Source organism: Siphonobacter curvatus, assembly GCF_002943425.1.
Taxonomy (GTDB): Bacteria; Bacteroidota; Bacteroidia; order Cytophagales; family Spirosomataceae; genus Siphonobacter; species Siphonobacter curvatus.
The window spans coordinates 3,254,500-3,279,987 of record NZ_PTRA01000001.1; the positions used below are offsets into that span (position 1 = coordinate 3,254,500).

Below are 25,488 nucleotides of genomic sequence, written 5' to 3' on the forward strand. Positions count from 1 at the left end.
GCGTGCGGGCTATTTTATTTAGGGCTATTTCATTGGTATGGCTTTTTCAGGATAGCTGCCCTAAAAAACCAACCTATGGAAAAGGAACTGCTGGAAGAAAAAACCCAAACGCACGGATCGGAATACGATGTAGCCGATGACGTAGCGGGTATTAAGGTAGTGTTTGTCAACGTGTACATGATTGGCAAACCGGGGGAAGGCAACCCCTGGGTACTGGTCGATGCCGCGATTCCAAACTCAGCCAGTCGTCTCATCAAAGAGGCGGAAACGCGTTTTGGTAAAGACAATCCGCCGCAGGCTATTGTGCTTACCCACGGTCACTTCGATCATACCGGAGCACTGGAAGACTTGTTAAAAACTTGGGGAAATATCCCGGTGTATGCTCATCCGCTGGAAATGCCATTCCTGACGGGAAAATCACATTACCCACCACCAGATCCAACGGCGGGTAATGGTGCGATGGCAGCCCTCTCGTTTTTATTTCCAACGCGTCCGCTCGACATTTCAGGTCGGGTGCAGCCTATCCCGCACGATGGTTTTATCGAGGAACTGCCTGACTGGCGGTTCATCCATACGCCCGGTCACGCTCCCGGACACGTATCGTTATTCCGGGATAAAGATAAAGTTCTGATTGCCGGAGATGCTTTTGTAACCACCAATCAGAATTCAGTATTCTCCGTAGCTACCCAGAAGCTGGAACTACACGGACCACCGAGCTACTTTACCTGCGATTGGCGGGCAGCGAAGAAGTCCGTCCGCCGACTAGCTCAGCTTAAACCCAGTGCCGTAGGTACGGGTCACGGCAAAGCCCTGCGGGGTAAAGAGTGGCGGTCGCAGTTACAGGAGCTTTCCGACGAATTTGATACCCGAGCTCTACCTGGCTCCAGTCGCTATATCAATCACCCGGCTCATACGGATGAAAATGGTATTGTGTCTATGCCAACACCGATCTCGTACTGGGTAGCCAAAGGTCTGGCCATCGGGGCGGTAGCGGGCCTAAGCTTATTGGCCTGGAATCGCTTACGAAAATAGCTTGATCTAACATCAAAAAGCCCGACGAATGTTCTTCGTCGGGCTTTTTGATTTCCTGAGAAAACGAATCTCGAACTTCGTTTCCAGACTTTATTCCATCAATCGCTTGATCTCATTTAGCTTCAACAGGGCTTCAATCGGCGTCAGCGTGTTGACGTCGATCCGCGACAGCAGCTCTTCCACTTTTTCAAAACGCGGATCTTTTTCTGCCCCGAATAAACTCATCTGAAAGGCTGGCGTGGCTTTGGGTACTTCCCGCATGCGTTCGGTATGGTTTTCCTTGATGTGATCCTGTTCAAGGTGAGCCAGAATTTCGTTCGCCCGATTAACTACGGCTCCCGGCATACCTGCCATCTGGGCTACGTGGATACCAAAACTATGCTCTGACCCACCGGGTTTCAGCTTCCGCAGGAAAATCACCTTGTTCCCCGATTCCTTCACGGAAACGTTGAAGTTTTTGATTCGGGGGAAATCCTCCGCCAATTGGTTGAGTTCGTGGTAGTGCGTAGCGAAAAGCGTTTTCGGGCGTGCATTCGGCAGGCTATGCAGATACTCGGTAATTCCCCAGGCAATACTTACGCCGTCGTAGGTACTTGTACCCCGTCCAATCTCATCCATCAGGACCAGACTACGGTCGCTGAGGTTATTGAGAATACTCGCCGTTTCGGTCATTTCCACCATGAATGTGCTCTCCCCGCGGCTCAAATTATCGGAAGCCCCTACCCGCGTGAAGACCTTATCGACCAATCCAATATCGGCGGCAGTGGCCGGAACGAAACTACCGATTTGAGCCATCAGCACGATCAGGGCCGTTTGTCGTAGTAAAGCCGATTTCCCCGCCATGTTGGGACCCGTAATCATGATGATTTGCTGCTCTTCGTCGTCCAGCGTTAAATCGTTCGGTACGTAGCTTTCGCCCATGGGTAACTGCTGTTCGATCACCGGGTGTCGACCCGCTGTAATCCGAATCGCTTTGCCCTCGTTTACTTCCGGTTTGGCGTACTTATTCTTTTGAGCAATTTTCGCGAAACTTAGTAAAGCATCCAGCACCGCCAGTACTCGGGCATTTTGCTGAATGGGACTTACGTACTCACTGGCTGTTTGGATCAGTTCGTTGAAGATGCGTTGTTCAATGACGAAGATTTTATCCTCGGCATTCAAAATCTGATCCTCGTATTCTTTCAGTTCAGGCGTAATATAGCGTTCCGCATTGACGAGCGTTTGCTTACGAATCCACTCGGCAGGTACGCGATTCTTGTGAGCATTCGTCACTTCCAGATAATACCCAAACACTTTATTATACGCGATTTTCAGCGAGGTGATGCCCGTATTCGTGATCTCCCGGTTCTGAATATTCACCAGAAAATCCTTTCCTGCATAGGCAATCTGATGCAACTGATCCAACTCGTTATCCACGCCCGATTTGATCATGTTACCCAGGTTGGTCACCAGCGGCGGATCTTCGCGTAATTCCGTTTCAATCTTTTCGAGCAACGATTCGCAGGTATTTAGTTGTTCGGCGTACTTCCGCAGTAAGGGCTGGGTGGCACTGTGCTGCAGCAGAAAATTCCGAATCGGTCCGACGTGCGACAAGGCCCGTTTAAGAGCCAGCATTTCCCGGGGATTGATCCGGCGAACGGCTACTTTGGAAATCAAACGCTCCAGATCGCCGATTTGCCGAAGGTGCGTATCCAGCGTTTCAGCCAGTTCGGTATCCTGCAACAGTAGATCGACCGTATTGAGTCGCTCATGAATGGGTTTTAGTTCCTTCAGCGGTAGTACCAGCCACTTCCGCAGCATGCGGGCTCCCATTGGCGTCAGCGTCTGATCGAGAATCTGAATAAGCGGTACACCGTTCTCCTGCTGAGCCGTTACCAGTTCCAGGTTGCGAATCGTGAAACGATCCAGCCAGACGTACTTATCTTCTTCCAGACGTGTCAATCGGGTAATATGCCCGACATCGCGGTGCTCAGTTTCGGCTAGGTAGTGCAAAATAACCCCCGCTGCAACGATCCCCTCGGTGAGGTTTTCCACCCCAAAGCCTTTGAGCGTCGTAGTATTAAAATGAGCCGTCAGTAAGGGATACGCAAAATCGTGCGTAAAAGCCCAGTCTTCCAGTTGATACGTATTGAATTGCTCTCCGAAAAAGCCCTGAAACTCCGAGCGATTTTTCTTACAAAAGAGTATTTCCGCCGGACTAAAACTTTGCAGTAATTTTTCGACATAAGCCGCATTGCCCTGCGTAGTCAGAAATTCACCCGTCGAAACGTCCAGAAAGGAAATGCCGATTACGTCTTTTTGAAAATGCACGGCTGCCAGGTAATTGTTCCGCCGAACGTCGAGTACGTTGTCGTTAAAAGAAACACCCGGTGTCACCAGCTCCGTAACGCCCCGCCGTACGATGCCTTTGGCCGTAGCCGGATCTTCAAGCTGGTCGCAGATGGCGACGCGTTCGCCCGCCCGTACCAGCTTGGGCAGGTAATTATCCAGTGAGTGATGGGGAAAACCGGCCAGGGGCGTTTCGCCCGAGGTACCGTTGTTTCGTTTGGTGAGCGTAATTCCCAGAATCTTACTGGCCCTTACGGCATCTTCCCCAAACGTTTCGTAAAAATCGCCCACCCGGAACAAGAGAATAGCTCCCGGGTATTGCGTTTTGATTTGATTATACTGCCGATTCAGAGGGGTTTCCTTCTCCTGCTTCCCTGCACCTTCCTTGGATGGACGAGCCATAGTCACTTCAGTCGTTGGGTCAGTGAAAAGCTCCGTAAACGAGCCTTTTTCCTGACCAAATAAACAATGGATAGAAGACAAAGATACGGCCGGAAGAGGTCGCTTGACAAGGCCAACGGGCAGACCTGCTGAAATAATCCTCCCTGTGAATCAGGTCACACCTTAAAGGGTCGTCTGATTTTTTTAGGATAAATCGGAACTTGTTCGCCGAGAAAATTGTAATTTTGCAACCAAGTTGCAGAAAGCTATGAAATCGATCGTATATGCATCCACTTCCGTACTCACGGTGATTGCTCACTGGCTTTGCTGCCTGTTGCCTTTGCTGGCAGCAGTACTGGGCCTGAGCGGTTCTTCGTCGGTACTGAGTTGGGTATTGGATTACCGCTGGTACTTAGTTGGTTTTCAGGTACTCTTAATGAGTTGGTCTTTTTATCATTTATACGTACAGCATCAGCCTAGTCCGCGTTTACGTTACGAACGGGCGATTTTCTGGTTCTTATTAGTGTTCTCGGTAGTGGCCTGGAGCATTCCGCACGAATGGCTGATGTCCAATGATCAGAAAATGGCTACGGCTCAGGTACAGCGGGTATTTAATGCTCGTAAAGTAACACTGGCCTTGTCGGACGATACAACGCCACAAATGCTGGAAAAAAGCCTGGAAAATGTGGATGGTGTTTTGCAGTTGAAGTCCGTACAGGCAGGGATAGTTTCCGTACGCTACGATTTTCGAAAAATCAATAAAGACCAGTTGCTTCAGGACCTTCGTAATCAGGGTCTAGAACTGACGGAAGTCAGCTATCAGTAACGAATGGTTTTCTCCTGCTTTTGTCCTAACATTGCGAAGCTAATTAATCCCTGCTATGATCAAACGTTTTCTCCCTCTGTCGGCTCTCTTCGTCGGTTTACTGTTATTTTCCTGTCAGGAAAAGGAAAATCCCCAGCTGAAAGAAGCGGCGGCCATTCATAACGAAGCTCATGAAATCATGGAAAGTATTGAGCCCGAAGTAGAATCATTGGATAGCTTACAATCCGCTCTGGCCAATAAACAGATCGCCGCGAAAGACACGGCAGCATTTGCTTCGGCTGTAGCTGCTCTGGATAAAGTGAAAACGGACTTCAAAGCCTGGGAAGAAAACTTGGTGACGGTTCCGGGCATGGAACATAAGCACGAGCATGAACACGAAGGCCACGGCGAAGGCGAGCACCACCACCATGAGCACAAAAAAGCTCCCGATGTAACGCCCGAGCAGCACGTCGAAATTCAGAAAGAAATCAAGAAAAGTATCGAGCAGATTCAAATAGAACTGAAGGCCGCGAAAACGCAAGCCGAAGCTCTACTGAAATAAGAAACAAGTCAGTATTTAGAAAAGACGCTGGTGAAACGAACTCGTTTGATCAGCGTCTTTTGCGTATGATCGTATATTCGCTTTTTGACTAGTCAAAGACACGCATTGATGGATGAACTTTTCATGCAACGGGCTCTGGAACTGGCCCAGTTAGGTCAGGGTACCGTGGCACCGAACCCGATGGTAGGCTGCGTGATTGTGCACGAAAACCGCATTATCGGCGAAGGCTGGCACCGTCAGTATGGACAGGCTCACGCGGAAGTCAATGCTCTGAATGACGTTACCGAACGGGACTTGCTCCCGCAAGCGACCGTGTACGTAACGCTCGAACCTTGTTCACACTACGGCAAAACGCCGCCCTGTGCTGACCGCCTTGTCAGTGAAGGCGTGCGACGGGTAGTGATTTGTAATGATGATCCAAATCCGCTGGTGGCGGGTCGGGGTATCCGGAAATTACGGGAAGCGGGTATCGAAGTCGAAACGGGGGTTTTAGCCGCTGAGGGTCGTCGCATCAACCGCCGTTTCCTTACGTATTTTGAAGAAAATCGCCCCTTTTTAATTCTGAAATGGGCTGAAACGGCGGACGGCTATCTGGCCGGACGCGAAGGCCAGCCGCTACAGATTTCCAATGCCGTTTCGCGGCGATTACTGCATAAATGGCGAACGGAAGAAGACGCTTTTCTGGTCGGAACGCGTACCCTTCAGGCCGATAATCCGCAATTGAACGCCCGCCTCTGGCCGGGCCGCAATCCCGTTCGGATTGGTCTGGATCGGGCCCTGAACCTACCGGATACGTTTCATTTTCTGGATGATTCGCAGGTAACGCTGGTGTATAATCAAAGCGAAACTCGTCAGACGGAACGTACGCAGTGGGTGGTAACAGATTCCTGGGATTTGCCCACTCTGATCCAGGACTTACGGCAGCGGTCCATTCAAAGTGTGGTCATCGAGGGCGGCCCTACGCTGCTGCAATCCTTCATCGAACAGAATCTGTGGGATGAAATTCGAATTTTCCGCAGTTCGGTTCGTCTCGGTTCCGGTCTGGCCGCCCCGGATTTCTGCGGCACCCTGCTCCAGAAAGATCGTCTGCTCACAGACGAGCTCAGTATCTGGGCACCGCTGTAAGTTATTCATTCCAGATTTCCCAGGACTTCTCAGCCTGTAATTCCAGCATGCGGTATCCGTTGTGCGTGGCAGCTCCGTGTTCAGCTCCACGTTTCATAAAGAGCGTTTCTTCCGGATTATAGACCAGATCGTACAGGAGGTTCTGTTCGGTCAGTGACGCGTACGGCAGGTCCGGACAGGCGTCGACGTTAGGGTACGTGCCCAGCGGCGTGGCGTTAATGATGAGCGAATATTCGGCCAGTACATCCGCGTTTAAATCCGAGTAATTCAGAAACGAATCGGACTCTTTCCGTGATACCGTTTTGTACGTAATGCCCAGATCTTCCAGAGCGATACGAACGGCTTTGGTGGCTCCCCCATCCCCCAGAATCAGGGCTTTTTTCGGTTGTAATTGTTGAAAAGGCTCCCAGCGTTCTAGCGACCAGCGAAAACCCCAGTAGTCGGAGTTATAACCTTTCAGCGTACCATCGGATTGTACTTTAATGACGTTGACAGCACCGATTCGCTCGGCCAGCGAGTCTAGTTCGGTCAGGAAGGGCAGTACGGCTTTTTTGTGCGGAATGGTTACGTTCAGCCCTTTTAGTTCCGGCCACTGAGCTACTAAAGCCGGTAATTCGTTTGCTTCGGGTAATTCGAATAGTTCGTAAACGTGTGTTTCGGCTAAGCCTTCCCGTTGAAATTTCTCAGTGAAATACCGTTTGGAGAAGGAATGTCCGAGCGGAAAGCCGATCAAGGCGTAGAGGTTCATAGGTTATCAGTAAAAAAGCGTAAAGAATCGTAACGGCTTTGACACCTCTACTGATTCTTTACGCTTTGATTTGAAAAGGTTTTATACCGTTTTCTTCGTCATAAATTTCTCTTTCAAGATTCCCCAAATGATAGGTAATACTGAAAGACCGATGATTCCAAAAACAACAATCTCGAAATTTTTCTTCACAAATTCCAGGTTACCAAAGAAGTAGCCCAGTAGCGAAATACTCGTTACCCAAAGTACGGCTCCCGCTACGCAGAAGAAAATGTACCGTCCGTAAGTCATACTACCGGCTCCAGCAACGAAGGGAGCAATCGTCCGAACGATCGGTACGAAACGGGCGATAATCACCGTTTGTCCGCCGTATTTGGCGTAGTATTCTTCGGTTTTGTACAGGTATTCCCGTTTGAAAAACAGAATCCGTTCTCTCGATCGAATGAAATTGGAGAAGTACTTGCCAACAAAGTAATTGAGGTTGTCGCCCATCAAAGCCGCGACAATCAACAAGGGAATAATTATCCCTACCGAAAGCTCATTGGTATCGCGGGCCGCCAGTGCTCCGGCAGCAAACAATAGCGAATCGCCGGGCAACAGAGGCATGACAATGAAGCCGGTTTCCACGAAAACGATTAGAAAAAGAATGCCGTAGGTCAGCAATCCGTACTCATTTACCCACACGTCCAGATAACGATCCAGGTGCATGAGGAAATCCAACAATCCTTTAATAATTTCCATAAAAAGAAGAGACAGATAGAATTTGGGTGGGAAGTTAACAGTCTTTTTCCATATTCAGAAAATGCGAGAAGGTATCCCCCCGGAGGCCTAAGCGAATGGTTTCCACCGAAATAACCTCATTTGGAGCAATGTTTCCGAGGTTCACATTGGCACCCAAAAGTTGTACAAACCACACCTGTTGAGCCTTCTGGGGAGCTTCCCAGATGATGTGTTCGGCGGGAACCTGCGTGAGAATTTCTTCCACTAGGCCTTGACGAACCTCTCCCGAAGAGCGGAATAAACCAACGTTACCGCCTTCGCGGGCTTCGCCGATCACTTTCCAGGCACCAGCCGCCAGTTCGGCGTTCATGAGTTGAATCCACTTATACGGCGGAATAATCTTCGCCTCATCCTTCGATCCTACTTCTGAAAGTACGGTTACCTGTTTTGATAAGGTACTGATGTACTGTAGTTTCTCATCTTGAGGCATATCAATCGAGCCGTCAGAGACTTCCGCGTGCGTCAAGCCAAATTCGTCGATTACGCGTCGGTAATCATCAAACTGACCCCGAATAACGAACGCTTCAAAAAGAGTACCGCCGAAGTAAACCGGGATGCCAGCTTCCTTGTAAACTTTCAATTTTTCTTTCAGCTTAGGCGTTACGAAAGACGTCGCCCAGCCCAGCTTTACAATGTCTACATGATCGGCAGCAATATCCAGAAAGTCTTCTGCTTGTCTGATACTTAGCCCTTTGTCCATAGCCATGGTTAATCCAGACTGCCGGGGCTTCTCGGTACGCTCGGGAATTTGATTTAAATGGTAATTCATACGGCAATGATTGCTTTCACGAGAAAGTGCAAAAGTAGCCTAGTCCAACCGTTAGACAAGGAATCCGGAATAAATCTCTGGAAAAAGGGGGATTTCCGGGGGTCCGAGAAGGAAACCCTTCGGACTGCTCAAAGTTTAGAATTATTTTCCGTTTCCCGGCTGATTGTCTTCAAGATCAAAGATTTTGTTTTCTACTAAAATTCCTAATTTATTATTAATCAGATCGTTAGTAGGAAAACTAATCAATGAATTAAAAAATGTATCCAAACATGTTTCATATACTAAACAGTGTTCATTAAGTTTACATCAAAATAAGTTTACATGGGTATACAGGAACGGAAAGAGCGGGAGAAGCAGGAAATGCGGGAATTGATTCTGCGAACGGCCAAGCAGGTGTTTATTGAAGAAGGGTACGAGAAGACGTCCATTCGTACCATTGCGGACCGGATTGAATACAGTCCTGCCACCATTTATCTATACTATAAGGATAAAGATCAATTATTATTTGCGATTCATGAACTAGGTTTCGACGCTTTGATTGAATCCTTTCGGAGCTTACAGGAAATCGTTGATCCATTGGAGCGGTTCCGGCAATTAGGCTATCAATATGTACAGTTTGCGATTGACAACCCAGAGATGTATGACTTGATGTTTATTTCTTACTCTCCCATGAATGCTCTGGAAAAGGCTCCGCAAGGAAGTACCTGGGATTGCGGACATGAGTCCTTCCGTACACTTTGCGTGATTATTCAGGAAAATATGGAGCAAGGGCTGATTCGAACTAACGACTTGTATGTGACAGCTTTGTCGGTCTGGTCGTTTGTACATGGGTTGGCGTCCTTACATATTCGAAATCGATTGAAGTTATTTCCGGAAAGTTTGAATACCCAGTATCTGATTAACCAATCCCTTGACCTGTTGATCACCTCATTGAAAGTCTAAGGTATTTTTTAATTGTTCCTCAACCGTTTTTCCCTTCAAGCCATGCAAACGATTCTTGGTTCTGGCGGAGCTGTGTCCATTCCACTCGCCCAACACCTGCGTACCTACACCGACGAAATTCGTCTGGTAAGCCGAACACCCCAGCGGGTCAATCCCACGGATATGCTTGTTCCGGCCAATCTACTTAATGCCGCTGAGGTTGATGCGGCAGTTGCTGGCTCATCCATTGTTTATCTGACGGCGGGCCTATCCTATCGAACCAAACTCTGGCAGGAACAATGGCCCATCGTCATCCAAAACGTACTTCAGGCTTGTCGTAACCATCAGGCTCGACTGGTCTTTTTAGATAATATTTATGCACTGGGATACGTACAGGGACCCATGACTGAAGATACGCCCCTAAATCCCGTCAGTAAAAAAGGGGAAGTTCGGGCCAAGATTGCCCGGCAGCTACAGGGGGAAAATCAGGCGGGCAACGTCGAGATTCTGATTGCCCGGGCTCCAGACTTTTACGGTCCCAATGTCAAAACCAGCGTGATTGACATTACCGTTATTCAGAATCTTAAAAAAGGGAAGAAAGCTCAGTGGCTGGTGAATAGCGAAGTAAAGCATTCCTTCATTTTTACACCCGATGCGGGTCACGCGATGGCTTTGCTGGGCAATACCCCTGAAGCCTTTGGTCAAATCTGGCATTTGCCGACGGCGGCACCCGCTCTTACCGGAGCTGAATTCATTGCGGCTTGTGCTCAGGAACTCGGCGTTTCTTCCAAATTTACTACGCTTCCTAAATGGATGGTTCAACTGGGCGGTCTCTTCGTGCCCGACTTGAAAGAGAGCGTTGAAATGCTGTATCAATATGAGCACGAGTACCTGTTTGACAGCAGTAAGTTTGAAAAACACTTCGATTTTCAACCGACCTCTTATCAGGAAGGTATACGTATATCCACTCGGGCTTAAGCAAATTTTGAGCTAATATCCATACAAACGATTACTCAAGCGATTGGTTTCCAGTCGCTTTACTTTTGCAATCCCTACTCAAAGTTCCTCAAATCGTTCCTCAATACTCCCCAATCTTTTCTTTGGAATGTTCTTTTCTTCACTAGAGTTAAACAGAAGTTACAACCAACGTTAAAGCCATGAAAAAGAACATCATCGTACTCTCAGCGGCCCTGGCCGTCATCGGTATAAGTTCCTGTCAAAGTACACGTTCAACTCCTTCCGGCGACAGCCGCACGGATTCTCTCTCAACGGCTAGCGTTCGAATGAACGACGCCAGTAATTCAAGTACCGTACCGGGTTCTAATACACCTGCTACCAACAATACGGGTATGGTCGAACAGGGCGGTATGGTTCCTAATAACTCCTACGCTCGCTCAGATAACCGCGACCGGACCAATCGAGATAACTCGGCTACCAATAACAATCAGACGAATATCTCGAATCAATCCGTGGTAAATCCCGGAGCGATGAGCAATGCGGCAAATCCCTCAGCAACGGACCCAACGGTTACTTCCGGCACTGGAAATCCAGCTACTAGTTCAACGATGAGTAACGGTTCCAACAACTCACTCATGCGGGGAAATACAACTACCAATTCAAACAATACGAATTCAAACTCAACTACTACCAACACAGCGGGCGTACGCCCCGATATGAGTCGCGAGACGGGGGTATCGAAAGAATCTTCGCCGACCGTGAACAGTTACCTGAGTAAGTCTTCTCGTTCAGGAAATACTTCCGGCAAAGAATTGCCAAACAATCCCGAAAACATGGTAGCTCCGCCATCCGCTGATACGGCACAACGGACGCAGGCCATGACTACGCCGGGTCAACGGAACGGCGTGAACGCTACTGAATCAATGACGGCTACGTCAACGAATGTGGAGAAAGCCATGGCTAATCCAACCAGTGGTACAAGCGGAATGACCTCATCGAAAGATTTGATGAGTCAGGTTAATAAGCATCTTGAAGCTGTCGATCAGGAGCTAAAAGCGTCTCCATCAGCAGCTCGTCGGACTGAACTCAATCAGAAACGTCAAAAATTAGTAGGAGCACTTAATAAGTTGCAAGAAGTGGAAATGACACTTTCCCAGCTGGATAAAAATTCGGCTATGCCTAAAAAATAGTAATTCTTGCCGACAGTTTAAGGACTTTCGTAGGCAGACTCCGCTCTGGCGAAAGTCCTTATTTATTCAAATTTTCTATAAATCAGGAAAAGTCGTCAAGGATAATACTTACAGAATTTTAGCAATCATTACAATGCTAATCATAAAATTACATTGATACATTAATCATAATTACGTATACTTTATTCCGAATAGTTTATACCTATCATAATAAAATATAATGTTCACTGATATCTACTAAAAAATAGTATTTAACAAAATTTATCTATTTTTGTATTGTTCGGGCGTTTAACGACGTCTGAATGTCTGGTTGGATCTGGGAGTGATCCCAATTCAATCCAAAACAGACAAAGGTTGAAGGTTGAACGTTATTGGGCAGTGGCTTTGCAACTGCCCAATTTTTTTAGTCAATTGTTGATAGTCTTTTTTACGTTCGCTTATGAAAACGTTGTTCATTATTAGTCATTTAGTACTCAATTTTATATTTCCCGCCAAACAGGAGCCCCTGGCCATTACTTTCACCAATGTTCGTAACACCCGAGCTCCCTTAGTGGTAGGCGTATTTCGTAAAAGTGACCCTTTCACAAAGGTGCCTTTCAAAAACTACAAACTTGAACCCAATGGCGGGTCATCACCTACCCTGTTCATTGACGATCTCCCCTACGGAGAATATGCAGTAGCTGTTTTTCAGGATGAAAACGGCGATGGCAAGCTCAATACCAACATTGTAGGCATTCCGAAAGAACCGTATTGCTTTTCCAATAATTACCGTCCGCGGGTGAAATCTCCCAAGTACGACCAGTGTAAGTTTGTGTATTCGCAGAAGAACAATCACATGTATCTTCAGCTTTTGTAGGCCTTCTCCGTAGCTTTTGCCGTACCTTCGTATTATGAACTACTACGAACTAAAACTCTGCGTTTCGCCCGGGGTACACGACATCTTCGTGGCGGAACTGGCCGAAATTGGTTTCGAATCTTTTGTTGAAGAAGACACCTGTTTGCTCGGGTACATCCCGGAAACGGGTTTCAATGGGGATGCGTTGCAGCACATCATGCAACAATACGAGTCCATTACTGGAACCGTCGATTATAGCATTAAATACCTGGAGAAAGAAAACTGGAACGCGGAATGGGAACGTAACTACCCCCCCATCGACGTGGAGGGCCGCGTCTTGGTGCGGGCCAGTTTCCACGACATGGACGCTTCCAGTTACGAATACATCATTGAAATTAATCCTAAAATGTCCTTTGGTACAGGTCACCACGAAACGACCTGGATGATGCTGGCTCATCAGCTGGAAATTGACCAAAGTGGCAAACAGGTACTGGATGTGGGCTCGGGTACGGGCATTTTAGCCATTATGGCTGCTCTCCGCGGAGCCACCTACGTATCTGCCTTCGATATTGAAGACTGGGCAACGGAAAATGCCATTGAAAACGTTCAGCTAAATCACCTGGAAGACGTCGTGCACGTTCGCCAGGGAACCATCGAGGACGAGCCCGCTGCCCAATATGACGTAGTACTGGCTAACATCAACCGGAACATTCTGCTTCGTGAAATTCCGACGTATGTCGAGTACATGACGCCCGTCGGAACGCTGGTCATCAGCGGTTTTTACGAACACGATTTGCCAGAAATCGAAGCCGTCGCACAATCCGTAGGTTTACAGCTGACTTCGTTGAAAACCAGAAATGGCTGGGCTGCGGCCCGTTTCACTCGCCAACTGTAAGGGCCATTCGCCTGCTAGCAGAAGCCTCAGCGTAGAGTTGAGGCTTTTTTTGTTGCGACTTTGGCGAAAAGCAGGCAGTTTCGCGTTTAAAGAAAAACGAAATGCCGGAACGTTTTCTGTTCCCTAAACGATACTTCTACCAACCCGCTACTAAATATTTGTTGTATGAGGTTTTTACTACTTTTTGCCCTCCTACTGACGTTCCAATTATCGTACGCTCAGCAGGTTAAATTTTCGGATCAGCCGGATCAGTTTGTGCAGGATGTTCAAACGGTAACGACCGCTTTTGGTCAGAAACAGGTAGGTATCGACTTCGCGACGGCCTGGACCGGATTCAACGCAACCCAGCAGTCGCAGATCATCGCCATCACCCGAGCCATGTTTGCCAAAAACATGAAGCAACCGCCGTACCTGCTTCCCTGGTTTCAAGCTCTTCATGGAACTACGCAACAGCAACTTGGCGGGGCAGAACTCAGTAATTTTTTGAGTGTAACGGAAAAAACCTTTAAGTCCAGCGACAGCAAGGCGTACCTGAATTATCTGAATTTTGTCCGGCTGTTTCTGACTTCGCGTCAGTTGTACGCTACGAACTTCCATAAACTTCCTACCACTGGAGGTACTTTTAAATTCCGCTTCATTGATCAACCGCTGGATGTACGGACTGATAAAACGACTTCACCCGCAACAACCCCAAAACCAGCGGATGAAGAACCCAAATCTACGGAACCTACCGACGACGGCTGGGGCAATGGTTGGGACGATTCGGGCTGGGATACGCCCGTTTCAGCGACCAATGAACCCATAAAGGCTCTGCCTCAACCGAAGTTACTGGCGGCGGGCCCCCTGCTTGATTTACAGGGCGTATCATTAGCCATTGTTACAGCTCAGGATTCTTTTGTGGTAGATCAGGCGACTCTGACCCTGGGCATCAAGGAAGGTTTGCTGTACGGACAGTCGGGTAAGTACACCTGGCCGATGGGTGATTTGAAACAGGCCAACGTGGATTTGAAGTCGTACAAGATGCTGCTCAAGACGCCGCGAATTTTAGCCGATGAAGCCGTACTAACTTACGGCGAACGGCTGAAAGAGCCCGTACCCGGAACCTTCCGATTTGAAAGCCGGAAACGTGCTCCGAACGCTGTAGTTACGCAGCCCCAGTTTGAATCCGCTAAGGCAGACGTAGAACTGAAAAATCTGGGCAAGGACGTCGAGTACCGGGGTGGTTTTGCTGTGATTGGAACAAAAGTATACGGAGCGGCTGCCAATGGTCATCGAGCTACGCTAACCGTTAAACAGAATGACAAAATTGCTTTTCGGGCCCAAAGCAAGGGTTTTGAACTAAGTGATTCCCTGATTTATAGTCCGAATGCTCAGTTCAGCGGCTACTTCCCCACGGGCGACTCCCTCACCCACCCAGCCCTGCGACTTACGTACAACGCCCAGACTAAAAATCTGCGGCTGGCTCGCCTCGAACGCGGCGGCTATCGCAGTGCTTCGTTCAGTGACAGCTACCATGGCTTTGCCATTCGGGCGGATGCGGCCAAGTGGAGTTTACCGAGTCAGCACCTGGAGTTTGACATCATTGGCGGCCAAACCGCTGTACCGGCCCGTTTTGAGTCCGTGGATTATTATGAGTCGACGCAATATGACCGCCTAACCAGTCCGCAGGGCTTTCACCCGGTGACGCTACTCGCGAACTGTCTCAAGCAGAAGGGCGTATCGGCCATTACGGTGGACGAACTGGCGGCTCATTATCGCCGCGAGGGTAAACTCATGCGGGACGCGTTGATTCTACCCATCGAACAGGGCTTCATTGATTACAACCCCGATACCGATCAGGTAAAACTCAGCTCCAAAGGTCTGCATTACTTACAGGTAGCTCTGGCGAAAAAGGATTTTGACAACTTGGCGATTCTTTCCACCCAGGCCGGTTCAGATCGGGATAGTCTGGCCAATGCTTCCATCAACTTTAAAGATAACTACCTGACCATCCGCGGTGTAGCTCCGTTTAAAGTCAGCGATTCGCTCAAAATCTATATTCGCCCTTCGGATAAAGTAGTACGGGTGGGCAAAAACCGTTCATTTGTTTTCAACGGCGAAATGAAGCTTGATAACTTCCGCTTCAAAGGCCGCGACCTGAATTTCAATTACGAGCAGTTCTACGTCAATCTTGATAAACTCGATACGGTAACCTTCATTCCCCAACAGATGAAGGGGAAGAAAAACTCGAAGGAAATCGGTCAGGATTTGAAGTACGGCTCGGGCAAATTATACCTGGGTAAACCGAATAATAAATCCGGGAAGAAGCCCAGTGTACCACGACTCGTTGTACAGGATGGCGTCAATATTTACTTCGATGATACCACGCGGCTGGCGGGTGCGTACAACCGCAAGGTATACTTCAAGATCCCGAAAATTGATCAGGACAGTCTGACCAGTAAGGATATTGAATTTGCGGGGACGTTTTACTCAGATGGCGTGCTTCCTCCTATTCAGACCAAGCTCGTTACCATGCCTGATAACTCGCTGGGCTTTACCCACAAGGTTCCCGAAGCTGGACTGAAGTTGTACGAAGGCAAGGGGAATCTGAAAGTGACGGGTACGCTAACCATGGATAACGAAGGCTTACGGGCCGACGGCGTACTAACTACACTGACTACCTCTCTCGAAGCAAAAAATCTGGTACTGACGCCGGACTCTGTCATCAGTACGGGCGGTACTTCGGGCCGGATTAAGGAAGGTATGGTAGGCAAGACCTATTTCCCCGAAGTAGCTCTGAAATCCTACGAAGTAAAATGGTTGCCGAAGCAGGATAGTCTGATTATCAAAGACAAAGAAAGTTCACTCGACTTTTACAACGGCACCTCGCACCTGACGGGCAGTTTGCTGGTCCGCTCAACCGGCCTGTACGGAGAGGGCATTATGAAACGGAAAGACTCCGAAATCAGCTCCGAATCCTTTTCTTTCAAGAAAGATCAGTTCGTCGCCGAACGGGCTCAGATTCAGGTGGGTACGGCTGAAAAACCGGCTTTATTAGGGCGTGCAGTAGACGTTACGTTCAATACGGTGGCTCAGAATGCGGTAATTCAAACCCCTAAAAACGCGACGCTGGAGGATTCTTCGAGTCTGTATTTCCCTTACGCGGCTTATACGACGACGATCAACCGGGCGGACTGGGACATTGCCAAGAAAACGATTTCCATGAAGGGCAATGTCAAGACGTCTACGTTTATTTCCATGAATCCGACGCAGGAAGGGCTAGCCTTCAATGGAGCGGAAGCCTTGTACGAAATGGACAAAATGACGCTGAATATCAAAGGTGTACCGTACATCAAGTCAGCGGATGCCAAGATTATTCCGGCGAACGGCTTGGTTTCGATCAAACAGGATGCGGAGATCTTACCGCTCAAAAAGGCTCGCGTCATTGCGGATACGGTCAATGAGTTTCACCACCTGTCCGACGGAACGATTCAGATTTTATCGGCCAAGAAATTCGAAGGAAATGCTACCTATCAGTACGTTCGCTCCAAAGGTGATACGACAAATCTGAAAATGGATGCGTTTGAGTTCCGGGAGACTACCAGTACCTCCGCCGTAGCATCGAAATCCAGTCGGCGTAACAAGACGGAAACGGTTTCCAATGTGAGTTATGGTACCGTGGCCAAATCAGGGATCAGCGAAGAAAATCGCTTTTTGCTCACGCCCCGTTTGTTGTATAAAGGTGACATTACGATGGTAGCGGCGGATCCGGGACTCAAGTTCAAGGGAGCGATTCAAACCAACCTGAAAAGCAAAATTGCCGAACCCGCCTGGATTCCCTTCGAAGGCAGCAATGGCGATAGTTTGAGTCTGCACGTGGATGGACTGAAGGGCGAAGACGGCACAACGCCTTTGTATACTGGCTTGCATTTCGGCGGCGAGGGGCTGTACCTGACTTTCCTGTCACCCAAGTACAATGCTCAGGATACGGATATTTTCACGGCCAGCGGCAGTCTGCGGGACGATGCTAAAACCAATCAGCTCACCATTGCCAGCGATGCTCGGGCTAACGATGAAACGCTGGAAGGAAAAAAATACGTGCTGGACGACTCCAAGAAAGTCATCACGTTTGAAGGACCGATGACGCTGTTTTCGCCTGCCACTACAGTACAAGCGGCGGGATTCGCCCGACTCGTTCCCGATTCGGCCAAGTATCTGTTCAATACAATGCTGGTCTTCAACACCAGTATTCCCGCTCCTGTCATGGCGGTTGCCGCGGATAAAATTGTGAAGACGAATCTGGATGAAAAAATTAGCGAAGAGGCTGCCGAAGGAGACTTTGATCGCCTCTTATTGAAAATTGCGAACATTGCCGGTGGCAAAGTGGCCGAGCAATTCAGCCAAAAATCGACCAATGGAGCCAGCGTCGCCTTACCTACGGTTTCGCCCAAATTTGCTGCAACGGCAGTACTTTCGAACCTGAGCTTACGGTATAATCCCGAGAATCAGGCTTTCTATAGCGTAGGGCGAATTGGCGTGGCTAACGTAGGTGCAACGGATATCAATGCCCAGTTCGATGGAGCCGTAGAAATTCGTAAAAACCCAACGGGTATTGATGATCTGTTCCTGTATCTGGAACTCAATCCTGACGTCTGGTACTACTTTGCTTCGGTTCAGGGTACGACGGAAGTGTTCAGCTCCGATCAGGATTTTAACGCTCAGCTTCAGGCCAAAACGGGTAAGGACAATAAAATTCTCCTGGTTTCCGAAGAAGACAAAAACAACTTCGTCGATCGCTTTAGTACGATGTATCGGGCTGGTTCTTCCAACAAACCCCGTGCCCCCCGCCCCCGTCCGGTGGTAGCTCAGCAGAAATCGGAAGCGGAACCAGCGAAAGAAGAAACGGTAGGTACCGAGGAAACGGCCGCTACGGAGCAAGCGGAAGAAAAAGTAGCGGCTACTAAAACGAAACCTACCAAGAAATCGAAGAAAAAGACCCAGGAACCGGTAGTGGAAGAAACCTTCCCGGCGGAAGAAGTTAGGGATGAAGAACCAGTAGTGGAAGAAACCGCGAAGTCCTCGAAGAAAACCAAGAAAAAAGCTCAGGAAGCAGTTATCGAAGAAACGGCCGTTATGCCTGGCGACTCGGTGGCAACCGATAGTACGGACCTGAAAAAAGTGAAAGACAAAAAAGCACTTGTACAGGCTCCGGCTAAGAAAACGACGCTTTCTGATTCGACCAAGACGAAAAAAATCACGTCGCTTTCCGAAACGCAGGAAGCCGCTCCGGTGAAAAAGCCCGCCGAAAAGAAAACCGGGTTTTAATCCATACAGTAGCTCACACAAAAGGCCGGGACTTCCCGGCCTTTTTCATTGACGTACGTTGAATTACAATCGTCCCTGCGGTACACGCCCCTGCTTCAAAGTCTGTACCTCTAGGGCTGTGAAAGGAGCCTCCAGCAATTCAACGGATTCCTGATAACACCGAAAAAAATCGGCAATGAAGTGCAGCCGTTCGGGAAGATTAGCCCAGTCGAGAGCCCCACTTTCGCGTACACTGTCCAGTGTTGGATCGATCTGGGCTAACAAAATTCGTAACCGTTCGTTGGAAAGGCTACGCAGGTTTTCAGGAAAAAGGCTGGTTAAATCCTGACCCAGCCGCAGACGTACGTTCGGCGGCACCATCAGGGTAAGCAGGTGACTGGTAATCAGCAAGCGGATTTCTCCAACCACCCGTTGCATTACATCGTCGAGGGTTTGTTCAACTGCGGCTTTACGGCCCAACATTTTCTGAACTAGCATGCGGAAATAACTGGTTAAGCTTCCCGCCGGAAAAAGAATTTCCTGGATACGTTGCTTTACACCTTCGGTATCCAATAACAATACAGATTCGAGCGAGGCCTGAATTTCGGGCTGCAAACGGGTTTGCTCATGAAAACCAATTTCCAGATTCGCCAGCAATTGCAGTTCAGCCTTTTTCTGAAAATCGGTTTCAAAAAAAGATTCGTAATAATGCGTAAACGCCTGCTGCAAGTACTGCTGCCCTTCGGGTGGAAGACCGATTCGCAATTTCTGGCAGAACGTCTCAATAGATTCCGGCTTGTAGATCAGGTCGTTCAAACAGGTTCCTTCAAAACGAGCAAATTCGTACCCGATTTCCTCGAAAACCTTCTGATTACCGCGGGCTACGGCCTCACTGGATCGTTCAATACTTTGAGTGATAATTTTTTTCCAGAGTAGGTGTTCCAGCTCCTCGGTTTTGATATGGGTACCCATCTCTTTCAGCAAAGAGGTGAGCAGAACTAAGGTCGAGTCATTGCGTAAGCGAGCGGACAATTCCGCTTCCAGGGTACGCTTCAAATCTTCTTTGCGGATGGTTTGTCCGGCCTGCCTGGAAGCCCAGGTAGCAAAGGTACACCAGTTGGCCAACGGACCGGTGCGTTCCAGAAAAGCGGCGGAAAGCTCGTGATAACACTGCGTAATTTGCAAGTTTCGAAGTACCGGATCGTTTTCGCTGGCAATGGTTTCTACTTCATCGAGGGTGGGTAAATGCATGACGATACGCCTAAGAGATCGGTTGAGGGACAGGGGCCAATTTTGAAGAATGAGTCGAAAAGTACAAAAAGAAACTGGTTTGGGTTTCTAGCCTTACGTTTTTTTATCCATTGATAGTCAAAGCTTTGCACGAAACGACCAAATCGTATGATTCTATAAAAATCTGCGGTAGGCTGCGAGCATTTTTCAAGGTCATTTGACAGCTATATACCTGCTCAGTCGTAAAGTCGAGCCATTGCGGAAACGTTTTTGCACAAAACAATCCCCTTCGCTGGCCCTTTGGAACGCTAAACAATGTCTATCTTTACCCCGCCTCTTTTCGCTATACTTGATGAACGCTATTGTTACGGGAGCTGCCCAGGGAATTGGATTTGAAATCTGTCGACAGCTGGCCCTTCGGGGAGCCTCAGTTGTACTCAACGATGTGGATGAAACGCTGGCGGAAGAAGCCGCTGGAAAAATACAGGCCGAAGGCGGCCATTGTCTGGCCGTTCCCGGCGATGCCTCGGATGTTTCTTTCATTCAATACCTGGTCTCGAAAACCGTAGCATCTTTCGGTTCAGTAGACATTCTGGTCGCAAATGCGGGCATTACTACGTTTGGCGATTTTTTTGAGTATCAGCCCGAATCCCTTCAAAAATTATTGGATCTAAACATTCGCGGCAACTTTTTTCTGACCCAGCAGGCGGCTCGTCAGATGCGAGCTCAGGGGCAGGGCGGACGTATTCTGCTCATGTCTTCCGTTACGGGTCAGCAGGCCCACGCTTATCTGGCGGCCTACGGAATGACCAAAGCGGCCCTACAAATGCTAGCGAAATCGCTGGTAGCCGAGCTTTCTCCCTACGGGATTACCATCAACTGCGTAGCTCCGGGAGCCACCCTGACCGAACGCACGCTCGACGATCCCGAATACATCCCGACCTGGTCTCGCATTACACCCCTGGGTAAACCCGCCCGTGTTGCCGACATTGCGGCCGCCGTAATCTTTCTGACTTCGCCCGAAGCAGGTCATATCACGGGGCAAACACTGGTAGTGGATGGCGGCTGGTCGAGCGTCAGTCCTTCCCCCTACTGATTGTACAGGCATACGTTTTTTTCATATTGGTTTGCGATCGACTTATCTCTTCATTTCATTAAGCTTTTTATGCAGTTTGTACTCAAGCAATTTCACGAACTTACGCCTCAGGAACTATACGATATTCTAGCTCTACGTGCCGAAGTTTTCATTGTTGAACAAAAGTGTCCGTATCAGGATATTGACGGCAACGATCAGAAAGCCTGGCATTGCATGGGCAAGGATGATACGACGGGCAAACTCATTGCATACACACGACTCTTTGCGAAGGACGTCTGCTACCAGGGCTATACGGCCATTGGTCGGGTTGTTACGGCACCCGATGTTCGCAGTACGGGTTTAGGAAAAAGGCTGATGGATGCCTCCATTGCCTACTGCCGCCGGTTGTTCGGCCCTCATTCCATTAAAATTGGTGCACAGACGTACCTGCTCTCGTTTTATAAATCGCTCGGGTTTGTTTCAACGGGTCAGGAATACGTGGAAGATGGTATTCCGCATACGTACATGACGTATGAGCACCATTCGAAAATTTCCTAATACTCAAAAGCGTCCATCGTAGAAACGATGGACGCTTTTGCTTGCTGGTTCGTGTTTCCTGAAACAGAAAAGCCGAAGAAAGCAGGGCTTCCTTCGGCTTTGTTATGATCAACGGCAATTGGTTAATTATTCTCCGCTGCATTAATGACTTTCAAAGCGTGCGTCCCGATGAAAGTCCGGCCGTAGGCATCCTTCGCTCGTACTTCCAGCTTGTGTTCACCCGCGGGTAGATTTCCGGGCAAGGCGGCTTTCCACAAGTGCGTACAAGGCACCGGATTCGACGGACGTGTACCTTGCAGCGGCTCGGCGGCTTCGTCCCAACGCAAACGTGTACTGACCATGATCGGATCGGGTTCTTCGGTGTAGGTCATGGCTTTCCATTCGCTATTATCCACCCGATACTCGAGCTGATCATTTTTGCTACCCTGGAAAAAGTTAGCGTACACTTCCCCTTTTCCGGATTGACGACGGGCAATTACTTTCGGAGCGTGAATGCCGATTTTGTACGTCTCAGGCTGACCCGCCACGCGGTAATCAAAGGCGTACTGGTTGCCATTGAAGGAAAGGAACATGTACCCTTTCGGCGTACCATCCCGCATCATCGAAACGGGTACGCCCTGAGCGTTCATTTCACCGGAATACCAGTCACCCGAAGTCGTTCCTACGTTGTACTCGTGGTGCGGTGTTTCGCGGGCAAAACCTTCTTCCTTGCCAAAGAAATGGTGTAGCTGAAAGTGCGTATGAGCCGACAGGGATAAGGTATGGGGGAAATCTTTGAGGGCGTTGAACATCCGTTGCCGATCTTCCTTACGGAATTCTTCGAAGGGCGGGATGTGGTAGCAGAATACAATCAGGTAGTCTTTCGGTACGAGTTTCAGATCGTTTTCGATAAAATCCAGCTGATCCGGACGTAAACCACCCTGATAACCTTTGCCATCGCGGGGATCGGGATAGAGAATATTGTCGAGTACAACGAAATGGACTTTCCCACTGTTAAACGCGTAGTTGTTCGGGCCAAAGGCGGCTTCGAAACTTTCGTCGGAAAGGCTGTCCGTCTGAGCGTCGTAGTTCATGTCGTGGTTACCCATGACATGGAACCAGGGTACGCCCAATTTCTGAATGGCCTGTTTGTAGGGGCCGTACAGGTTCGGGTTATCCCCTACTTCATCGCCCATGCTGATGCCGAAACGCACGTCCTGGGTTTTGGTTTTTACCTCATCGATGATCCCTTTTTCAAAGAACGTCACCTGTTCCTGCGTATACACCTGAGGGTCTCCGAAAACGAGCATTTTGTAAGTCTCGGGCTCGTCCTGTTTAATCAGGGCAAAATCTACGGATTTGGGTAATTCACCCGTAGCGGCTACGCCCGCAAACTTGGTTTTGGGCGATCCCTGAGGTTTATGGTGGCGGTAAAACTGCGGTAAGTTGTATTCATTTACCGGCAGGCGATACCCCGTTGGCTTGATGACAAAAATCGTATTATCCTGTCCTACGGGTAGGCTATACGCTCCTTTTTCGTCGGTCAGTACGACTTCACGACCATTGGATACGGCCACTTTCGCCAGTCCGACTTCTTTTTTATCCTTTTTGCCGTTTCCGTTTTGATCGTCGTACACGTAGCCTTTCACCTGACTCTGGGCGAAAGCGGCACTGCACAAAAGGGTACTTAGCCCGCAGGCCAGCCATTGCTGTTTCATGGTTCTGGTGATTAGTCGTTCCACTCCTCTTCGTCTGAAATAAAGTCGTATTCTTCCAATAGGAACTCCGTCATCTCCTCGAAAATGGCATCCAAAATACCCGACTGCGTAGGTTCGGCGTCGTACCAGCGAATGATCGAGCTTTTCGATAAAACGGGCTGGTCTTCATCGTTTCGGTCGACGCGAATCAGAAAAGAAGGTTGGTCCGTATGGAGTACATAATCAACGTCCGTTTCGTTGGGCATTGATAGCAGAAACTTGGGAAGCATGGCGATGTGATGCATGTGTTTTACGCCGCAAAATTGTAGCGAAGTCCTAGGTTTCACCAAGTTATATTTTCGTTAAGCGGCTTCACAAAAAGTTAATGCAATCCCGTTAATGTCTGTTCCAGACGCTATTAACGTACCATAACCACTTAGCCTATACGTAACATTTATACAAAAAGTAAATGCCGACACGGGGATAAACGAACCGTATCGGCATGCATCGCACGTAGGAAATTGGGGAGTAATTAGAATTCCACCACCAGACCTACGGAAGCGTAATTGATCCAGTTGAAGGTGTACACGCGATCTACGTCGGCTCCCCCTTCCACAACCCGATAGCCCAGTTTGACAAAGGCCTGCTCGCCCAGAGCATAGGTAGCTCCCGCGAAAATATCCTCGGCCCGACCTTGTTTGGAACCTAAGGCATCACCCTCTACCAGGACGCCCCAGCGTTTACCGGGTTGCCAGGACGCGTAGAAATTAATCAGCGGTACAAAACCGAAGTTATCAAAATTGGTATCCTTCGTATCATTTTTATAGCGAACCTTAGCATCCCGGATTTTTGCCGTCACACCCGCTCCTACCCGCCAATGCTCGTTAGCCACGAAATCGTATCGATAGGTTAGCCGATAGGAGTTGAATTTGTAATTTACCTCCACGGGTTTTCCGGCTTCGAATACCACCGCGTTAAAAGAAACGTTTTCCCGAAAAGCTCCGTCATAGCGAACGGTTAGTGGAGCGTACAGAGCAGAAATCGTGTGCCGATTATTGATGGTATAGCCCGCCCGTAAACGGAAAAAGACCTTAGGTTTAACATCCAATTCTTTGCCAATGTCCACCAGCGTACCACCCTGATTGGGAATACGGATTCGGTTGTAAGGCGTCCCGAACACCAGGCCTGACTCCAAGTCCAGCCGAATTTGAGCCCGAGCGGCACTGGCAGAAATCAAGCCCAGTAGAAGTAAGAATAAAGATTTTGCTTTCATGGGTTGTGAAATTTTTCAAAACTAACCTTCAGTATTAATTATTTGTTTGAAACTTTGTCTGGTATACATAGTCCTTAGAAAGGGGTTTGTTCTTCCAGAAGCGAGGTTTGATAAAAACTTCAGACCATTGGTTTTACGTACATGCCCGGTAGGTGGTGCTGTTAATTGCTAGTTGAGATATGTTGTATTCCGATATACTGTATGGTTCGCATGAGATTACGGGAGTCTTTGAAACGTTGATTCAGAGTTCGCTTTTCCAACGCTTACAATTCATTCACCAGGGCGGAGCCATCTTCCTGGTTAATCCCCAGATACGGCATACCCGTTTTGAGCATTCCGTGGGGGTGATGTTGCTCATCCGGCAACTCGGTGGTTCGGAAAAAGAGCAGGTGGCGGGCCTACTGCATGATCTTTCGCATACGGCTTTCTCGCACGTCATTGATTACGTGCTGAGTCATCAGGAAGAAGATTTTCACGAAAAGTGGTTTGCGTACTTTCTTCGGCAGCCCGAAATTTCTTCTATTCTGGAGGCCTATGGTTATACAGCGGATGAGATTCTGACGGGTTCGTTTCCGATTCTGGAACAACCCCTGCCCCACTTGTGTGCCGATCGTCTGGATTATACGCTGCGGGATTTGTACTGGGCGGGACTCCTGACATTCAAGGAAATTCACACGTTTCTGGAAAACGTAATGGTATACAAAAACCGAATGGTAGTGACTTCCCTAGCCGCCGCCCGCTGGATTAAGGAAAAGTATACGGTTCTTAATCAGGAGTATTTTCAGAAGAAGGAGCACCTGTACGCCAATCAGAAACTGGCGGAATTATTACGCGAATTACTGGAACATAACTTCTTACTGGAAGACGACTTTTTCCAGAACGATACGCACGTAATCAACCTGATTGAATTCAGCCTGCACGCTCGGATGAAACTGGATAAGATTCGAAGCATGAGCGATTTTAATCCGATTGTTCCAAGCAATATCATTTTGAAGAAACGGGAAATTGATCCCGAAATTCTGGAGCACGGCCGGGTGTACCGCCTGAGTGAACGGCAGGGTTAATCCA

21 protein-coding genes are annotated in these 25,488 nt (G+C 48.6%); 13 read left to right on the forward strand and 8 right to left on the reverse strand.

Features of this window, described 5'->3' with window-relative positions; genetic code table 11:
* The first annotated feature begins 75 nt into the window (after positions 1–75).
* On the forward strand, positions 76–1,032 hold the full coding sequence (locus tag C5O19_RS13480) for an MBL fold metallo-hydrolase (protein ID WP_094813261.1): 957 nt from the start codon (positions 76–78) through the stop codon (positions 1,030–1,032).
* A 90-nt stretch (positions 1,033–1,122) separates the two neighbouring features.
* Here the strand turns inward: C5O19_RS13480 and mutS are convergent, their stop codons facing one another.
* Positions 1,123–3,762 carry a DNA mismatch repair protein MutS gene (gene mutS, locus C5O19_RS13485; RefSeq protein WP_094813263.1) on the reverse strand — a complete coding sequence of 880 codons (2,640 nt, stop codon included), beginning with the start codon at positions 3,760–3,762 and terminating at the stop codon, positions 1,123–1,125.
* A 247-nt stretch (positions 3,763–4,009) separates the two neighbouring features.
* Between mutS and C5O19_RS13490 the strand changes: the two genes are divergently transcribed.
* From C5O19_RS13490 to ribD, 3 genes are all read left to right on the forward strand, one after another.
* Positions 4,010–4,567 (forward strand): hypothetical protein, encoded by a 558-nt coding sequence (locus C5O19_RS13490; protein ID WP_104713004.1) that lies wholly within the window; start codon positions 4,010–4,012, stop codon positions 4,565–4,567.
* Between the two features lie 55 nt (positions 4,568–4,622).
* Positions 4,623–5,108 carry a hypothetical protein gene (locus C5O19_RS13495; RefSeq protein ID WP_104713007.1) on the forward strand — a complete coding sequence of 162 codons (486 nt, stop codon included), beginning with the start codon at positions 4,623–4,625 and terminating at the stop codon, positions 5,106–5,108.
* Between the two features lie 108 nt (positions 5,109–5,216).
* Positions 5,217–6,233, forward strand: a complete 1,017-nt coding sequence (ribD, locus tag C5O19_RS13500) for a bifunctional diaminohydroxyphosphoribosylaminopyrimidine deaminase/5-amino-6-(5-phosphoribosylamino)uracil reductase RibD (protein WP_104713009.1) — start codon at positions 5,217–5,219, stop codon at positions 6,231–6,233.
* Position 6,234: 1 nt separating this feature from the next.
* Here ribD and C5O19_RS13505 read toward each other — a convergent pair whose 3' ends face one another.
* From C5O19_RS13505 to C5O19_RS13515, 3 genes are all read right to left on the reverse strand, one after another.
* Complete coding sequence (locus tag C5O19_RS13505; protein WP_104713011.1) at positions 6,235–6,981, reverse strand: shikimate dehydrogenase family protein; 747 nt, start codon at positions 6,979–6,981, stop codon at positions 6,235–6,237.
* An 81-nt stretch (positions 6,982–7,062) separates the two neighbouring features.
* Positions 7,063–7,719 carry a VTT domain-containing protein gene (locus C5O19_RS13510; RefSeq protein WP_104713013.1) on the reverse strand — a complete coding sequence of 219 codons (657 nt, stop codon included), beginning with the start codon at positions 7,717–7,719 and terminating at the stop codon, positions 7,063–7,065.
* A 34-nt stretch (positions 7,720–7,753) separates the two neighbouring features.
* Positions 7,754–8,527 carry a phosphosulfolactate synthase gene (locus C5O19_RS13515; protein WP_104713015.1) on the reverse strand — a complete coding sequence of 258 codons (774 nt, stop codon included), beginning with the start codon at positions 8,525–8,527 and terminating at the stop codon, positions 7,754–7,756.
* Between the two features lie 321 nt (positions 8,528–8,848).
* Between C5O19_RS13515 and C5O19_RS13520 the strand changes: the two genes are divergently transcribed.
* From C5O19_RS13520 to C5O19_RS13545, 6 genes are all read left to right on the forward strand, one after another.
* Entirely contained in the window at positions 8,849–9,469 is a 621-nt protein-coding gene (locus C5O19_RS13520) for a TetR/AcrR family transcriptional regulator (RefSeq protein WP_104713017.1), read from the forward strand.
* 42 nt (positions 9,470–9,511) lie between these two features.
* On the forward strand, positions 9,512–10,426 hold the full coding sequence (locus tag C5O19_RS13525) for an NAD-dependent epimerase/dehydratase family protein (RefSeq protein WP_104713020.1): 915 nt from the start codon (positions 9,512–9,514) through the stop codon (positions 10,424–10,426).
* 179 nt (positions 10,427–10,605) lie between these two features.
* Positions 10,606–11,595, forward strand: coding sequence for a hypothetical protein (locus C5O19_RS13530; RefSeq protein ID WP_104713022.1), 990 nt, complete (start codon positions 10,606–10,608; stop codon positions 11,593–11,595).
* A 439-nt stretch (positions 11,596–12,034) separates the two neighbouring features.
* Positions 12,035–12,451 (forward strand): DUF2141 domain-containing protein, encoded by a 417-nt coding sequence (locus tag C5O19_RS13535; protein WP_104713024.1) that lies wholly within the window; start codon positions 12,035–12,037, stop codon positions 12,449–12,451.
* 34 nt (positions 12,452–12,485) lie between these two features.
* A complete protein-coding gene (prmA, locus tag C5O19_RS13540; protein ID WP_104713026.1) occupies positions 12,486–13,325 on the forward strand; it encodes a 50S ribosomal protein L11 methyltransferase in 840 nt (279 codons plus the stop codon).
* Between the two features lie 165 nt (positions 13,326–13,490).
* Entirely contained in the window at positions 13,491–18,629 is a 5,139-nt protein-coding gene (locus C5O19_RS13545; protein WP_104713029.1) for a hypothetical protein, read from the forward strand.
* A 63-nt stretch (positions 18,630–18,692) separates the two neighbouring features.
* Here the strand turns inward: C5O19_RS13545 and C5O19_RS13550 are convergent, their stop codons facing one another.
* The gene (locus C5O19_RS13550) at positions 18,693–19,859 is read right to left on the reverse strand and encodes a hypothetical protein (protein ID WP_104713031.1); all 1,167 of its coding nucleotides are present in this window, start codon (positions 19,857–19,859) and stop codon (positions 18,693–18,695) included.
* Positions 19,860–20,190: 331 nt separating this feature from the next.
* On the opposite strand from C5O19_RS13550, the gene C5O19_RS13555 reads away from it, so the two are divergent.
* Positions 20,191–20,934: an SDR family NAD(P)-dependent oxidoreductase gene (locus C5O19_RS13555; protein ID WP_104713033.1), complete on the forward strand. Its 744-nt coding sequence runs from the start codon at positions 20,191–20,193 to the stop codon at positions 20,932–20,934.
* 69 nt (positions 20,935–21,003) lie between these two features.
* Positions 21,004–21,471, forward strand: a complete 468-nt coding sequence (locus C5O19_RS13560; RefSeq protein WP_104713035.1) for a GNAT family N-acetyltransferase — start codon at positions 21,004–21,006, stop codon at positions 21,469–21,471.
* 122 nt (positions 21,472–21,593) lie between these two features.
* On the opposite strand, the gene C5O19_RS13565 is transcribed toward C5O19_RS13560, so the two are convergent.
* The 3 genes from C5O19_RS13565 to C5O19_RS13575 form a co-directional block, all read right to left on the reverse strand.
* Positions 21,594–23,168 carry a calcineurin-like phosphoesterase C-terminal domain-containing protein gene (locus C5O19_RS13565; RefSeq protein WP_104713037.1) on the reverse strand — a complete coding sequence of 525 codons (1,575 nt, stop codon included), beginning with the start codon at positions 23,166–23,168 and terminating at the stop codon, positions 21,594–21,596.
* Between the two features lie 11 nt (positions 23,169–23,179).
* Positions 23,180–23,452 (reverse strand): hypothetical protein, encoded by a 273-nt coding sequence (locus C5O19_RS13570; RefSeq protein WP_104713039.1) that lies wholly within the window; start codon positions 23,450–23,452, stop codon positions 23,180–23,182.
* A 227-nt stretch (positions 23,453–23,679) separates the two neighbouring features.
* Positions 23,680–24,420 (reverse strand): porin family protein, encoded by a 741-nt coding sequence (locus tag C5O19_RS13575; RefSeq protein ID WP_104713041.1) that lies wholly within the window; start codon positions 24,418–24,420, stop codon positions 23,680–23,682.
* 179 nt (positions 24,421–24,599) lie between these two features.
* Here C5O19_RS13575 and C5O19_RS13580 point away from each other — a divergent pair, with 179 nt between their 5' ends.
* Positions 24,600–25,484, forward strand: a complete 885-nt coding sequence (locus C5O19_RS13580) for an HD domain-containing protein (RefSeq protein ID WP_104713044.1) — start codon at positions 24,600–24,602, stop codon at positions 25,482–25,484.
* The last annotated feature ends 4 nt before the right edge of the window (positions 25,485–25,488 follow it).

What these genes read in the sequence shown, in the direction of transcription:
- C5O19_RS13545 (WP_104713029.1), top strand. Translation starts at nt 13,491, where the DNA reads ATGAGGTTTTTACTACTTTTTGCCCTCCTACTGACGTTCCAATTATCG.
- C5O19_RS13525 (WP_104713020.1), top strand. Translation starts at nt 9,512, where the DNA reads ATGCAAACGATTCTTGGTTCTGGCGGAGCTGTGTCCATTCCACTCGCC.
- C5O19_RS13480 (WP_094813261.1), top strand. Translation starts at nt 76, where the DNA reads ATGGAAAAGGAACTGCTGGAAGAAAAAACCCAAACGCACGGATCGGAA.
- C5O19_RS13550 (WP_104713031.1), bottom strand. Translation starts at nt 19,859, where the DNA reads ATGCATTTACCCACCCTCGATGAAGTAGAAACCATTGCCAGCGAAAAC.
- ribD (WP_104713009.1), top strand. Translation starts at nt 5,217, where the DNA reads ATGGATGAACTTTTCATGCAACGGGCTCTGGAACTGGCCCAGTTAGGT.
- C5O19_RS13495 (WP_104713007.1), top strand. Translation starts at nt 4,623, where the DNA reads ATGATCAAACGTTTTCTCCCTCTGTCGGCTCTCTTCGTCGGTTTACTG.
- C5O19_RS13505 (WP_104713011.1), bottom strand. Translation starts at nt 6,981, where the DNA reads ATGAACCTCTACGCCTTGATCGGCTTTCCGCTCGGACATTCCTTCTCC.
- C5O19_RS13570 (WP_104713039.1), bottom strand. Translation starts at nt 23,452, where the DNA reads ATGCATCACATCGCCATGCTTCCCAAGTTTCTGCTATCAATGCCCAAC.
- C5O19_RS13580 (WP_104713044.1), top strand. Translation starts at nt 24,600, where the DNA reads ATGTTGTATTCCGATATACTGTATGGTTCGCATGAGATTACGGGAGTC.
- prmA (WP_104713026.1), top strand. Translation starts at nt 12,486, where the DNA reads ATGAACTACTACGAACTAAAACTCTGCGTTTCGCCCGGGGTACACGAC.
- C5O19_RS13555 (WP_104713033.1), top strand. Translation starts at nt 20,191, where the DNA reads ATGAACGCTATTGTTACGGGAGCTGCCCAGGGAATTGGATTTGAAATC.
- C5O19_RS13490 (WP_104713004.1), top strand. Translation starts at nt 4,010, where the DNA reads ATGAAATCGATCGTATATGCATCCACTTCCGTACTCACGGTGATTGCT.
- C5O19_RS13530 (WP_104713022.1), top strand. Translation starts at nt 10,606, where the DNA reads ATGAAAAAGAACATCATCGTACTCTCAGCGGCCCTGGCCGTCATCGGT.
- C5O19_RS13575 (WP_104713041.1), bottom strand. Translation starts at nt 24,420, where the DNA reads ATGAAAGCAAAATCTTTATTCTTACTTCTACTGGGCTTGATTTCTGCC.
- C5O19_RS13535 (WP_104713024.1), top strand. Translation starts at nt 12,035, where the DNA reads ATGAAAACGTTGTTCATTATTAGTCATTTAGTACTCAATTTTATATTT.
- C5O19_RS13560 (WP_104713035.1), top strand. Translation starts at nt 21,004, where the DNA reads ATGCAGTTTGTACTCAAGCAATTTCACGAACTTACGCCTCAGGAACTA.
- C5O19_RS13515 (WP_104713015.1), bottom strand. Translation starts at nt 8,527, where the DNA reads ATGAATTACCATTTAAATCAAATTCCCGAGCGTACCGAGAAGCCCCGG.
- C5O19_RS13565 (WP_104713037.1), bottom strand. Translation starts at nt 23,168, where the DNA reads ATGAAACAGCAATGGCTGGCCTGCGGGCTAAGTACCCTTTTGTGCAGT.
- C5O19_RS13510 (WP_104713013.1), bottom strand. Translation starts at nt 7,719, where the DNA reads ATGGAAATTATTAAAGGATTGTTGGATTTCCTCATGCACCTGGATCGT.
- C5O19_RS13520 (WP_104713017.1), top strand. Translation starts at nt 8,849, where the DNA reads ATGGGTATACAGGAACGGAAAGAGCGGGAGAAGCAGGAAATGCGGGAA.
- mutS (WP_094813263.1), bottom strand. Translation starts at nt 3,762, where the DNA reads ATGGCTCGTCCATCCAAGGAAGGTGCAGGGAAGCAGGAGAAGGAAACC.